This window comes from Haloterrigena sp. KLK7 (genome assembly GCF_037914945.1).
Lineage (GTDB): Archaea > Halobacteriota > Halobacteria > Halobacteriales > Natrialbaceae > Haloterrigena > Haloterrigena salinisoli.
In genome coordinates, this window is sequence record NZ_CP149787.1 from 2,817,571 (window position 1) to 2,830,343 (window position 12,773).

Here is a 12,773-nt window from a genome sequence, read left to right on the forward strand (position 1 = left end):
CCGTCCGTCTCAGGCCTGTCGCGCCATCTGCGCCGAGAGTTCGACGTGGTCGTACGGATCGGTCGTCACGCTCGGCCCGTGGCCCGTGTGCATCGCCTCGAGGTCCGGATCGATCCGCTCGAGGACGCGATCGATGCTCTCGATCAGCTGCGCTCGGTCGCCCTCCTCGAGGTCCGTCCGACCGAAACTCCCGTTCTGGAAGATCAGATCGCCGGCGAAGAGGACGCCGGCGTCCTCGGCGTAGAAGCAGAGGTGGTCGTTCTTGTGGCCGGGCGTGTGGAGCGCGACGTACTCGTGGTCGCCCAGTCGGACCGTCTCCTCGTCGGCGATGGCGCGGTCGACGCCGTCGATCGAGGGGGCGAACCCCCACGCGTCGACGTCGAAGGCGTCTTTCACCGCCTCGAGGTTGCCGACGTGGTCGCGGTGGGTGTGCGTGAGCACGACGGCGTCGATGTCGTCGACCCGCTCCCGAACGGCCGCGACGACGTCGAAGTTCGCTCCCGCGTCGATCAGCACGGTCCGCTCGCCGTCGACGAGAAAGACGTTGCTCGTAAACGCCTGGACGCCCTGTGCGAGGTTGTCGATCATAGCCCACGATACGCCGTCGACCGGTTTGTACGTATCGACATCTCGACACGCGCGTCGATCCCGGACGTGTTTGCGACTCGGTCCCGTCCCCGTCCGATCGCGATTCGGCCCCTGAACCCGGCTATTTCGGGTTCTCGATCGGGATATCGGCAAGTTGACTCGAGACTCTCGTATTCACAAGGATTTTTAGCTGCGGCACGTAGTGGTAGACGAATGAACCGGTCGGTCTCCGTCGTCGCCGTCGTTCTCGTCGTCCTCTGTGTCGCCGGTCTCGGCGTCCCGACGGCGATGGCCGGGACAGGTGCTGCACAGAGCGACCCGTCAACGGAGCGGCAGGTAATGGCGGCGTCACCGACGGAGACGCAGTCGCAGTTACAGTCGCCGGCGATCGCTCAGTCCCAGGACTTCGATCAGACGACCTTCGAGATCACCGTCCACGAGAACGGGAGCGCGACGTGGACGATCCGCCACGAACAGCAGTTCGATCGCGAGAACGAATCCGAGGAACGGACGGCGTTCGAGGAGTTCGCCGAGGAATTCGAGTCCGAAGAGACCCCGCTCTACGAGCGGTTTATCAACTCGTCTACGGCCATGACGGCGAGCGGTGCCGAGCAGACCGATCGAGAGATGGAGGCGACGAACTTCCGACGTTCCGCGGAAGTAGATCAGCCCGGTGGCAGGCGTGGCATCGTCGAAATGACGTTTACCTGGAAGGGATTCGCCCGGATCGACGACGGGACCGTCGAAGTCGGCGACGTCTTCGAGGACCTCTACATCGCGGAGGACCAGGCGATCGAGATCGAGGCCGGCGACGGGCTCACGTTCGACCGCATCGACCCCGAAGACGACGCCCGATACGGACGCGACTCGCTCGAGAACACGAATTCGGTCCGCTGGAGCGGCGAGCAGCAGTTCCTCGACGGGCAACCGCGAGCGGTGTTCGTTCGGGAGGGGACCGCGGGGAGCGCCGCCACGTGGCAACTCGCCGCCGGCGGCCTCTTCGCGTTGGCGATCGGCGGCGGCGCCATCTGGTATCACCGCCGGCGGACCGACGACACCGGCGGCGACGCGACACCGGACCCGGTCGGACAGTCGGACGACGCGGGGGCGGCCGCCTCGTCGCCGTCGGCCGCGGCCGCGACAGCGGCGACGGCCGATCGCGATCGCGACGACGAGCCGTCGTCGCGGGAGCCGGAGCCGGACCCGGAACCGGATCCGCTCCCCGACGAAGAACTGCTCACTGACGAGGACCGGGTCGTCAAACTCATCCGTGAGAACGGCGGCCGCATGAAACAGGTCAACATCGTCGACGAAACCGGCTGGTCGAAATCCAAGGTGAGCATGCTCCTGTCCGATATGGAGGAGGACGGTACGATCAGCAAACTCCGCGTCGGCCGCGAGAATATCATCAGCCTCGACGGGTTCGAACCCGAGGCAACCAAGTCGCCCTTCGAGGATTAACGAACTGTCCACGCCCGAACCCGTGTCACGGTGGGACACTCTCGGATCGAAACGGAATGCTTAAACATCGTACGCCGCAACGATTGAATGCAGACGGAGGACGTGAACGCTCCGTTGGTGTAGTCCGGCCAATCATATTGCCCTCTCACGGCAATGACCAGGGTTCGAATCCCTGACGGAGCACTTCTTCGCGAACAACTTCGTGAGCCGAGAATACGATCCTGAGTTTGAATTAGACAAGTCGAGCGCAGCGAAGCGAGTACGTCTGGGCGCGATTCGAATCTGACGGAACAGCTACGCACCGGTTTTCTCGAGTTTCAGTTATCTATCTGGAGAGCCAGAGAGCCGCGGGATCGCCTCGAGCGAGGGTATCGACACCGAACGAGTCGAGTCGAGCGGGAGCCGTGGATAGCGATTTCCGGAAAGGTGGAGATGGAAGGGGGTGCCGCGATAGGGCAGGAAACTGCCTCTGACACCGAGAGATGATAGGTGGGTACCTGCCCTACGACGACAGAGGAAACCCATCGGAATAATCGTATATCCAATACGATTTGGTATTACCCAGTGCGGTGCAGCGATCCCCGCTCGCGACGGACTCGTGACCTCACGGGCGAATGGTCGACGATCGGGGAGTGATCGGCGGTGGCAACGGAGCCCGCCGCGGCGTGTGCTACCGCCGGCTCGGACTTCAACGACCTGAACGTGTAACGCGATAGCAGAACCCCGGTCGGGACGGAAGGGGTCGTAGATGGGCCGTCGCAGAGCGGGGCTGGCGATTCTCGTCGCGATCCTCCTGACCGGCGGGACTGCAACGTACGGCGTGATCACGGCGGACCGGCCGCAGGTCGAATCAGTCGATACCGAGTGGGGGTCCGTGACCGACGAGCGGACCGAGGTCGAGACTCGGATCGGCGTCGACGATCCGCAGTTACTCCGCGCCGGCGACGCCGCGGCGGACGTCTCCTATACCGTCACGGTGAACGACATCGTGATCGCGTCGGAGCGGGAGAACCGCGTCCGACTCGACGGGACGGACACCGTCACCGTCTCGACGTGGTTCGACAACGACGAGATCCCGGCGTGGTGGGCGTCCCACGTCGACCGAAACGAGACGACGACGGTGCGCGTCGAACCGGACGTGGTGACCGACTACGGCGGCGTCCGACTCCCCGCGGAGGGGTGGACGCGGGAACGGACCGTCCGGACGGATCTGCTCGAGCCGTTACGGACGAACGAGAGCCAACGGTTCCGCGCGTACGATCGGACGGTGCTCGTCGTCGACGAAACGGACGCTCAGTGGGGCACCGCGACCGCGAACCGAACGCCGATCACCGCGTCGGCGACGGTGACCAACCCGACCGGGATCCCGGTACCGATCGCGGAGATCGGGTACACGATACGGCTGAACGGAATCGTCGTCGGCCAGGGCGTCGCCGCCAACCGGACCGTCGTCGCGCCCGACAGTACGGAGACGATCGAGGCCAGCGCGGCTATCGACAACTCCGAGCTCGACGACTGGTGGGTGACGCACGTCCGGAACGACGAGCGGTCGAATCTGACGGTCGAGTTCGACGCGACCCTCGAGTACGCCGGAATCGAGCGAACGGTCCCGCTGGACTTCCTCTCGTACGATCGCACGTTCCGGACGGACCTGATGGGGTCGACTGACGCGGACGCGGACGAGAACGGGAACGAGTCAGCGAGTTACCGGGACGGGCAGCGAGAACGGGTTCGGAAGGCGAACCAGCAGTCGATACGACCGGCAGCGCAGTCACGACGGGATCGTGCGAGCGCGGTCGGTTCGGGATAGCCCGTTCCTCGCAGCGAGGAACCGCGACGGCGTCACTCGCCGAGTTCGACGGTCGCGAACGCCCGCGGGTTCTCCCACGCTTCGTCGCTCTCGTCGAACCAGCCGAGCTTCGCGATTCGTTCGCCGTCTCCCCTGACGCCGATGTGGACGTCCAGTCCGAGGCGGGAGCCGACGATCGGCCGCACGTCGTATTCCTTCCACGGGACCGCGAATTCCACCCGCCAACCGCCGTCGGTCTCAGTCGTCGCGACCTCCGCAACCCGGGCGATCGGCGCCGAGTGTGGGCCTTGCCACGGGTATTCACCGCCTCGCTCGAAACCGAGGTGGTGATCGTTTTCCCCGTCGTACGTTTCCTCGCGGCTGTTATCGAGGTCGAGATAGAGCTCCGCGAAGGCGTCCGTCCACCCCTCGGGATCGGTGATATCGACGAGCGCGTACAGCGCGTTCTCGTCCCACAGTGCCCGCCACGTTGCCGTTACCTCGAGAGGGCGGTCGGTCCAGAGGATCGTATCGACGGGATGTGCCTCGGCGAGAGTCCACGCGTCGTCGACGTCGCCGTCGATCGCCGGCACCGAGTCCGTTCTGGGGATCGCGGCCTCGGGACTGGTCGGATCGAGCGTACTGAACCGAACCGACGCGGGGTCCGACTCGAGGCCGCGCTCGTCGACGGCCGTCACGCGCACCTCGTAGTCCCGACCCGGGCCGAGGTCGAACAGTTCCGTCACCCGTTCGACGCCACGCAGAACCGTCGGATCCCGGTCGTCGACGGTCACCCGGTACTGGAGAACGTCGTCGCCGTCCGGATCACGCGGTTGCTCCCATCGCACGGTCGCTTCCGTCTCGTGGACCTCGACGATCCTGACCGCCTCGGGAGGCGCCGGCGCCGATCCCTCGCCGGACGGGATCGGCGTCCGCTGACCGGGTCGGTGGTCGTCGCGTCTGTCGGCGAGCCAGTCGTTGACCAGCGCACCCATGTGGTCGTCGCCGTCGGGAAGGGTCCAGTCGGCGTCGAACACGGCGGGCCGTCGGCGAGCGTCGAACGTCGCCGCACACCAGTGGACGTTCTCGTGAGCGTCGACCCACTCGCGGAACGGCTCGCCCCAGTCCTCGGTAGTGCCGATCAGGTGGGTCTCCGACCCCGCCGCCTCGGCGGTTGTGTATCCCCACTCGGTCACGAACACCGGAACCTCGAGGGCGGGCGTGCCGAACGCCGCCTCCCAGGAGCGGGGCTCCCACGACGGATAGACGTGGGCCGAGTACAGCAGTCCGTCGCGGTCGAACGGCTCCTCGGCGGCGTAGGCCGTCATCGACGACCACGCCGGCGAGCCGACGACGATCGGCGTGTCCGGGGCGCGGTCGCGAACGAGGGACACCCACGGGCTCGCGCGGTCGCGCCAGGTCCGCCAGGCCTCGAGTCCGCCGGCCGCCGGCTCGGTCGGCGCGCCGAACAGTTCGTAGAGGACGTGCGAGTCGTCGGCGTACCGAGGGGCGACGCGATCCCAGAACGCGCGCAGTCGACGGTCGATCGACGGCGTGTCGTAGCGTTCGCTCGCGTGATAGTCGACGAGGAGGTAGACGCCCAGTTCGGCCGCGAGTTCGACCGCCCGATCGAGGTACTCGACGACGGCGTCCATCCCGGCCGCGCCGATCGAACGGGGCTCGACCGGGAGCCGGAGTATCCGCGCGTGCCACCCCGCGGCGTCGTCGGTCGCGAGTCGGAGCGTCTCCCAGTAGTCCGTTCCCCGCTCCGCCGCGTGCTCGATGCGCCACACCGGATCGGCGACGCTCACGCCGCGGAGGACGACCGGATTGCCGTCGGGATCGGTCAGCCATCGCCCCTCGACGCCGAGTCGCGGCGGACCGGCCGTCTCCGGACCGTCGGTTCGCCGGCTCGAGCAGCCGGCGATTCCGGCCAGCGACCCGGCCGAGAGCGATGCCAGATACCGGCGACGGTTCATTACCGGTGTACTCTCTCGGTAACGCTGATAACGCTGGTGGCCCCGGCGGGAGGACGGGTCGAACGCCGCTCGAGGACTCCTCGAGCAGCGCTGCTCACGCCCTCGGTTCACGGGGTCCGTGGAACAGGTCCCCTCCGAAGATCGGTGTGGACATCACGGACGCCGTCACTCTCGAGGCGGTCCGGTCACGTCCCGTCGACGTCCGAGACGACGAACTTCGCCCCGTCGTCGTAGCTCTCGTCGACGGCGATCGTCCAGTCGTGTGCGGAGACGATGCTCTCGACGATCGCCAGTCCGAACCCGGTCCCGTCCTCGGCCGTCGTCGCGCCGTACTGGAAGACGTCGTCGACGGCGTCCGTCGGAATGCCGGGGCCGTCGTCGGCGATGTAGAAGCCCGTCTCCGTGGGGCCGACCTCGAGGCTGACGCTCGACGCGTCCGGCCGTGAGACGGCGTGCCGAGTTTGCGCGGCGGAGCTCCCGGAACCGCGCTCCACGGCGTCGTCAGCGCGGTTCTCGCGCTGACTGCTTGTCGAACCGCGTTCGACAGCGTCCTCCTGAGCCTGCGAAGGAGGGCTCGTAGAGCCGTGCTCTACAGCGTTCCGAAAGAGGTTCTCGAACGCGCGCAGGAGCCGATCCCGATCGGCCTCGAGCGGTCGGCTCCCGACCACCGACAGCGTCGCGTCGTCGTGGTCGACGTTCGCCCACGCGTCGGTCGCGATCGACTCGAGGTCGATCGAAACGGTCTCGTCGATGGTGTCGTTCTCCTCCCGGGCGAGGGCCAGCACGTCGTCGATGATCGTCTCCATGCGTCCGTGGGACTCGTCGATCCGCGTCACGTACTCCCGGAGCTCCTCGAGGTCGATGTCCTCGGTCTCGGCGTCGGCGAGCGTCGCCGCGAGGAGGTCCCGGTAGCCGTCCGCGACGTTCAGCGGGTTGCGCAGGTCGTGGCTGACCGTACTCGCGAACTGGTCGAGGCGTTCGTTCTGGCGCGCGAGCCGCTGACTGGAGCGTTCGGCCCGTTCCCGCGCCGCTTCGGTCTCGCGGATCTGCGTCCGGAGGGCGTCCCGCATCGCCGCGAAGGAGGCGAACAACCGCCCGATCTCGTCTTCGCGGTCGGTCCGCAGGTCGACGTCGAACTCGCCGGCCTCGAGCGCTCGGGTCCGCTCGCGCAGTCGGATCAGCGGGAGGACGGTCCCGCGACCCAGGACGAGGCCGACGACGGCGAGGGCGCCGAGCGAGGTCGTCACCAGGAGGACCACGTTTCGACCGACGGTCTCGCTGGCCGCGTAGAGTCGCGTCTTGGGAGCCTCGGCGACGACGATCCAGTCGGTACCGTCGACGGGGGCGAGCGCGAACACGTCGGATTCGCGGTGGTGAATCGCCGTCTCCCCGTCCCGGGCGGTTTCGAACGCCGTCGAATCCGCGAGGAGCGTCGGTCGGGACTGGCGCGGAGCGGCCACCTCGCGGCCGTCGGCGGTCAGTACCCGCGTCGTCGTGATCGTCTCCGACCCGTAGAGTTGCTCGAAGCCCTGACGGACGTCGGCCACGACGACGAGAACGCCGTCGCCGACGCGAACCGGCCGGGCGAACGCCATCAGCAGGCGCCCGTTGCGCTCGTAGGCGCGGTCGGACGACGCGACGGCGCTCCCGTTCGATTCGGCGGTCGCCCGCTCGATCGGACCGCTCCAGGCCGGAGCCGTCGTCGCGACCGATCCGCCTTCGGAGCCCGGATCGGTGCTCGCGACGATTTCGCCGTTCTGCGGATCCACGTAATGGGCGCCCACGACGTCGTCACCGGCCAGCGCCTGCGAGTCGCGCAGGTGGTTCCGGATCGCCTCTCGGTCTCGAGTGCCGTAGACGTCCGACGACGCGATCCCGCGCGTCTGGCTCTCCCTCGCGTCGATCCACTCGCCGACGGTGTCGGACTGGGCCGTCGCAGCCGATCGGAGCGTGTCCTCCGCGTCCGCTTCGATGATGCCCTGAATCTGGACGTAGCTGACCACGCCGATGCCGGTGATCAGCAGAACGACGACGAAGAGCGCGAGCGCGAGTTTCAGCGCGTAGTTGCGCCGGACGACCCCCGGAACTATCGAGCGCGCGAGCCGCGAGCGGAGCGACCGCTCCGGGCCCCCGTCCCGTTCCCTCGTCGGCGGACCCGAATCTGCCATAGGTTCGCTTGTGAGTACGCCCTCTTGATTATTGTTGCCCAGTACCCGACACCGTTCGATCGAGATGTCACATCGACCGTGGCTTCGCTTGACATCGCTATGCATCGGATACAGCGGTCCGAACGCGGCGGTGAACTCGGGCGCGGTCGGTAATGGGCCCGTGGAAGACCTTCGTCTCAGATAATTCACTATTCTTGTAGTAATTTGAATGCCGCTCGCGTCAATGCGTGTCACTAATCGATGAACTCGGCACTGACGAGTCGCCGCTTGCGAGTCGAATCCGATCGAAATAGCGCTGGAGAGTCGACTACGACGGCGTCCGGATGAACGCGCTGGTATCGATCCTCCGTCAGAAGCGTCGCCGCTATCGACCGCCGTCGATAACTATCACGGAAAACGGTTCAAATCTGCGGTAGACCGGCTACACAGGGGTTTTTGGGGGAGAAGACACACCATACCAGTATGAGACTTCACAACAGGGAGATTCGACAGGACGTCCGAGAGCTCGGTGCGTTGCTCGGCGACGTCCTCGAGGACCAGACCTCCCGAAAGGGATTCGAGACGGTCGAGTCGTGTCGGCAAGCGGCGATCGACTACCGGTCGGGCGACCTCGAGTCGCGAGAGCCGCTGGTCTCGCGACTCGAGGGGCTCTCGCCCCACCAACAGCGGATCGTCGCGCGGGCGTTTACGACCTACTTCGAACTGATCAACCTCGCGGAGGAGCGCGAGCGGGTCCGGACGATCCGCACGGAATCCGACGAGGGAACGCTCGAGGACAGTCTCGAGATGGCGGCCGAGGAGCTCGGCGAGCGGGGCGTCGACACCGTCGCGGGGGTACTCGACGACGTCCTCATCGAGCCGACGTTCACGGCCCATCCGACCGAAGCCCGGCGCAAGACCGTCAAATCGAAGCTGCGGACGATCTCGACGCACCTCGAGACCTTAGACGAGCGGCTGCTGACCGAGAAGGAGGAGGAACAGGTCTGGCGGGACATCGACGCGGAGGTAACGAGCCTGTGGCAGACGCCGCAGGTGCGCAACCGCCAGCCCGAACCCGAAGACGAGGCGCGCAACGTCCAGTGGTATCTCGAGAACACGCTGTTCGACGTGGTCGGCGAGGTCTACGACGAACTCGCCGACGCGATCGATGCGGAGACCGACGGCGACCTCGAGATTCCGAAACTGTTCGAGTTCCGCTCGTGGGCGGGCAGCGACCGCGACGGCAACCCCTACGTCACGCCCGAGGTCACCGCCACCACGCTCGAACGCCAGCGCGAGGTCGTCCTCGAGAAGTACCGCGACGAGCTCAAGCGCCTTTCGGGCGTGTTGAGTCAGGACGGGAGCCGGATCGACCCGGGCGGCGAGTTCCAGGCCTCCCTCGAGGCGGACCGCGAGCGACTGCCGGGAAGCGCCCGCACGGCCGAGGAGCGATACCCGGGCGAGCCCTACCGTCAGAAGCTCAAACTCATGCGCGAGCGCCTCGCGCGCGTCGGCGACGTTCGGCCCGGCGGCTACGACGACGTCGAGGAACTGCTCGATGACCTCGCGGTCATCGCCCAGAGCCTGCGGAACAACGGTGGCGAGAGCGTCGTCGAGGCCCACGTCGATCCGATCCGCCGACAGGTCGCCACCTTCGGCTTCTCGCTGGCCAGCCTCGATCTGCGCGAACACCAGCAGAAACACACCGACGCCATCGCCGAAGCCCTCGAGCGCGAGGGGATCGACTACAAGTCGCTCTCGGAGGACGAACGCGTCGAACTGCTGACCGACGCGGTCCTGCAGGACGACCCCCTCATCGACCTCTCGGAGACGGGCGACCTCTCCGACGACTCGGCGCGAGTGCTCGAGTTGTTCGACAGCCTCGGGGACTGGCAGACCGAGTACGGCGTCGAGGCCATCGACACCTACGCCATCTCGATGACCGACGAGCCCAGCCACGTCCTCGAGGTGCTCTTCTTGGCGGACCAGGCCGGCGTCGTCTCCCTGCCCGAACACTCGGGGATCGACATCGTCCCCCTGCTCGAGACCGAGTACGCTCTCTCCGGCGCGCGCCGGATCATGGGCACTCTGTTCGAGAACGAGGCCTACAGTCAGGCCCTCGAGGCCCGCGGCCAGACCCAGGAGATCATGCTGGGCTACTCGGACTCGAACAAGGAGAACGGCTTCCTCGCGGCCAACTGGTCGTTGTTCAAGAACCAGCGCCGGCTGGGCGAGATCTGCGACGATTACGACGTCCAGATGCGGCTGTTCCACGGCCGCGGCGGCTCGATCTCACGTGGCGGCGGCCCGATGAACGAGGCGCTACTCGCGCTGCCCAACAACACGATCACCGGTCAGGTCAAGTTCACCGAACAGGGCGAGGCCATCGCCGAGAAGTACGCCAACCCCCGCATCGCCGAGCGCAACATCGAGCAGATGCTCAACGCCCAGCTCCGGGCGCGACTGTACGCGACCGAGGAGCCCGACGAGGAGGAGCTCCCCGAGGAGTGGTTCGAGGCGATGGAGACCATGGCCGACATCGCCCGGCGGGAGTACCGCGACCTCCTCGAGAGCGAGGGGTTCGTCCGGTACTTCGAGCAGGCGACGCCGATTACGGTCATCGAGGACCTGGATCTCGGCTCGCGACCGGCCTCCCGCAGCGGGGAACGATCCGTCGAGGACCTGCGGGCGATCCCGTGGGTGTTCTCCTGGACCCAGTCGCGGTGTATCCTCCCGGGCTGGTACGCGCTGGCGTCCGGCATCGACGCCTATTTAGACGACGGCGGCTCGATGGAGACCCTCCAGGAGATGTACGACGAGTGGCCGTTCTTCCGGACGACGCTCGACAACGCCGCCCTCTCGCTGTCCCGCACCGAACTCGAGATCGCCGAACAGTACGCCGACCTGGCGAAGCCGGACCTCCGCGAGCGGTTCTTCCCGCGGATAACCGACGAGTACCGGCGAGCGACGGAGTTGATCACGACCATCGGGCAGCGCGAGGACCTCCACACCCGCGACTGGCTCGGCGAGAACCTGGCGCGGCGCAACCCCTACGTCGACCCGCTGAACATCCTGCAGGTCTACCTGCTCCAGCAGACGCACCGCACCGACATCGAGGAGCGGACGCTGCGGCTGACGGTCAAGGGAATCGCCGCCGGCATGAAGAACACGGGCTGATCGGCCGACCCGACCGGCTCGGCGCCACGGCGCGGCCGACGCGGCCGTGATTCCGATCCCGTTAGTCGTCCTCGTCGTATCGCTCCGCGGCCGACTCGAATCCCAACTCCTCGCGTTCGCGACCGCGCCGTTGCTCGAGCGCGGCGATCGCGTCCGGGTCCGGCGCCGCGTCGTCGGTGATCCGCGCCCACGAGTTGTGGACCTTCGCGTGACACCACCGACAGAGGTAGATCGTGATCTCGTGGGAGAGGGTCTCCCCGTCGCGCGCGTACGAGAGGTGATGCTCCTCGAGCAGCGGCCGTTCGTCGTCGTGGGCCATGCGCTTTTCCTCGAGGCCGCAACGCACGCACTCTCGATCGCGATTGCGCGAGCGGAAGTGCGGGCAGTCGGCCCACGTCCAGTCGGCTTCGGGGTCGACGACGGGACACTCGTAGTCGTCGGCGGCGCGCTCGCGGGCGAACTCGGGGTCGTGCTCGTAGTGGTCGAAGGCGTACCGACAGCGACCCTCCCCGGTGAGGTGGTCGCAGACGCCGGCGAACTCGTAGGGGTCGTCGACGCCGACCGACGTGCCACGCGGCGTTTTCTCCATGCGTAGTTAGCGGCCATTCACGCGGCGAGCAGTTGAACGTCACGGGTCGGCGAGTCGGCTCCGGGCTCCGACCTCCGACCGCTCGCTCGAGTCGCGTCGGTTCCGCGGATCGTTCGCGCGGTGAGACGAAACGGTACCTTCGGTCGCAGGAACCGGCGCTGCGGAACGGCGTAGTACGACGTCGGGTCGGGAACGGAGTCCGGCGAATTTCGACGAGCAGAACCCGAACTCCGAGCGCCGGCCAGCGGTTCTTCTCCCCGGAGTCGGCAGTCTAATTACCGTCAGTGTCGTTGCCGCCGGTGCTTTCGTCGTCGGGGATCGTCTCTTGCTGATTCCGCCACCAGTCGTCCCCCTCGAGCAGTTGCGTTTCGATCTCCGTCTCGACCGGACTGAAGTTGATCGTGGTCAGCCGCGGATCGTCATCGAAGGGTGACCACTCCGGGCTAACCTCGTACACCAGCGGCCGGTCAGAGCCGTCTTTCAGGTTCGGGACATATCCGAGGCTCACATCGTACTGCCCGATGTCGGCCTCGTCCGCGACGAATAGCTGGACGTGTTCGCCAGTGTTGAGCCACCGAATCATGCGCGTGTTGTAGCCCGTGAACCAGCTATCGTCGATCCCGCCGTAATTCGGAGACCAGTCGATGGTGTCCGAGACGATCGCAAACCGCGCTTCCGGATGGAAGTTGTTCTGGAAAATCAATGCCTCCCACGCGCCCTCGAGGGGGCCGGGCCGCTCCTCGTCGTAGTCCTGTGCGTTCGCTACGCCCGATGCTGCGGCGCTCGCGCCGGCGGTTGCGACGACGCTCTTCTTGAGGAACGTCCGGCGTGATTCATCGGCAACGATTCTCTCAGGCCGGTGTTTGGTACTGTCAGTCATCGTTCTCTCGTCCCCGCGGACGCTCTCACGTAGAAACGGCATCCAATAAAAGACGGAAGTTCGTTCACGGTCGTAATCTTCGCGTGGCGCCGCCTACCCGAGCGTTTTCGGTCGCATCACTGCGGTTACGGTGATGAAGGGACGGTTAGCAACGAGAAAGATC

Annotated in this window: 8 protein-coding genes and 1 tRNA gene; 4 read left to right on the forward strand and 5 right to left on the reverse strand. The window is 66.5% G+C overall.

Annotated elements, in window-relative coordinates:
- Positions 1 to 9: 9 nt before the first annotated feature.
- Positions 10 to 588 carry an MBL fold metallo-hydrolase gene (locus WD430_RS13855; protein WP_339103023.1) on the reverse strand — a complete coding sequence of 193 codons (579 nt, stop codon included), beginning with the start codon at positions 586 to 588 and terminating at the stop codon, positions 10 to 12.
- A 213-nt stretch (positions 589 to 801) separates the two neighbouring features.
- On the opposite strand from WD430_RS13855, the gene WD430_RS13860 reads away from it, so the two are divergent.
- The 3 genes from WD430_RS13860 to WD430_RS13870 all read left to right on the forward strand — a co-directional run bounded on the left by WD430_RS13860 (position 802) and on the right by WD430_RS13870 (position 3,859).
- Positions 802 to 2,049, forward strand: coding sequence for a hypothetical protein (locus WD430_RS13860; protein WP_339103024.1), 1,248 nt, complete (start codon positions 802 to 804; stop codon positions 2,047 to 2,049).
- Positions 2,050 to 2,157: 108 nt separating this feature from the next.
- A tRNA-Glu gene (locus tag WD430_RS13865) sits at positions 2,158 to 2,232 on the forward strand.
- 565 nt (positions 2,233 to 2,797) lie between these two features.
- Positions 2,798 to 3,859 (forward strand): LEA type 2 family protein, encoded by a 1,062-nt coding sequence (locus tag WD430_RS13870; RefSeq protein WP_339103025.1) that lies wholly within the window; start codon positions 2,798 to 2,800, stop codon positions 3,857 to 3,859.
- 32 nt (positions 3,860 to 3,891) lie between these two features.
- On the opposite strand, the gene WD430_RS13875 is transcribed toward WD430_RS13870, so the two are convergent.
- Both WD430_RS13875 and WD430_RS13880 read right to left on the reverse strand, forming a co-directional pair.
- The gene (locus WD430_RS13875) at positions 3,892 to 5,817 is read right to left on the reverse strand and encodes a sugar-binding protein (protein WP_339103026.1); all 1,926 of its coding nucleotides are present in this window, start codon (positions 5,815 to 5,817) and stop codon (positions 3,892 to 3,894) included.
- A gap of 185 nt (positions 5,818 to 6,002) precedes the next feature.
- Positions 6,003 to 7,985, reverse strand: coding sequence for a sensor histidine kinase (locus WD430_RS13880; RefSeq protein ID WP_339103027.1), 1,983 nt, complete (start codon positions 7,983 to 7,985; stop codon positions 6,003 to 6,005).
- A gap of 462 nt (positions 7,986 to 8,447) precedes the next feature.
- On the opposite strand from WD430_RS13880, the gene ppc reads away from it, so the two are divergent.
- A complete protein-coding gene (ppc, locus tag WD430_RS13885) occupies positions 8,448 to 11,141 on the forward strand; it encodes a phosphoenolpyruvate carboxylase (protein WP_339103028.1) in 2,694 nt (897 codons plus the stop codon).
- Between the two features lie 61 nt (positions 11,142 to 11,202).
- On the opposite strand, the gene WD430_RS13890 is transcribed toward ppc, so the two are convergent.
- Both WD430_RS13890 and WD430_RS13895 read right to left on the reverse strand, forming a co-directional pair.
- On the reverse strand, positions 11,203 to 11,730 hold the full coding sequence (locus WD430_RS13890; protein ID WP_339103029.1) for a hypothetical protein: 528 nt from the start codon (positions 11,728 to 11,730) through the stop codon (positions 11,203 to 11,205).
- 271 nt (positions 11,731 to 12,001) lie between these two features.
- Positions 12,002 to 12,610 (reverse strand): hypothetical protein, encoded by a 609-nt coding sequence (locus tag WD430_RS13895; RefSeq protein WP_339103030.1) that lies wholly within the window; start codon positions 12,608 to 12,610, stop codon positions 12,002 to 12,004.
- Between the last annotated feature and the right edge of the window lie 163 nt (positions 12,611 to 12,773).

What these genes read in the sequence shown, in the direction of transcription:
- WD430_RS13855 (WP_339103023.1), bottom strand. Translation starts at nt 588, where the DNA reads ATGATCGACAACCTCGCACAGGGCGTCCAGGCGTTTACGAGCAACGTC.
- WD430_RS13860 (WP_339103024.1), top strand. Translation starts at nt 802, where the DNA reads ATGAACCGGTCGGTCTCCGTCGTCGCCGTCGTTCTCGTCGTCCTCTGT.
- WD430_RS13870 (WP_339103025.1), top strand. Translation starts at nt 2,798, where the DNA reads ATGGGCCGTCGCAGAGCGGGGCTGGCGATTCTCGTCGCGATCCTCCTG.
- WD430_RS13875 (WP_339103026.1), bottom strand. Translation starts at nt 5,817, where the DNA reads ATGAACCGTCGCCGGTATCTGGCATCGCTCTCGGCCGGGTCGCTGGCC.
- WD430_RS13880 (WP_339103027.1), bottom strand. Translation starts at nt 7,985, where the DNA reads ATGGCAGATTCGGGTCCGCCGACGAGGGAACGGGACGGGGGCCCGGAG.
- ppc (WP_339103028.1), top strand. Translation starts at nt 8,448, where the DNA reads ATGAGACTTCACAACAGGGAGATTCGACAGGACGTCCGAGAGCTCGGT.
- WD430_RS13890 (WP_339103029.1), bottom strand. Translation starts at nt 11,730, where the DNA reads ATGGAGAAAACGCCGCGTGGCACGTCGGTCGGCGTCGACGACCCCTAC.
- WD430_RS13895 (WP_339103030.1), bottom strand. Translation starts at nt 12,610, where the DNA reads ATGACTGACAGTACCAAACACCGGCCTGAGAGAATCGTTGCCGATGAA.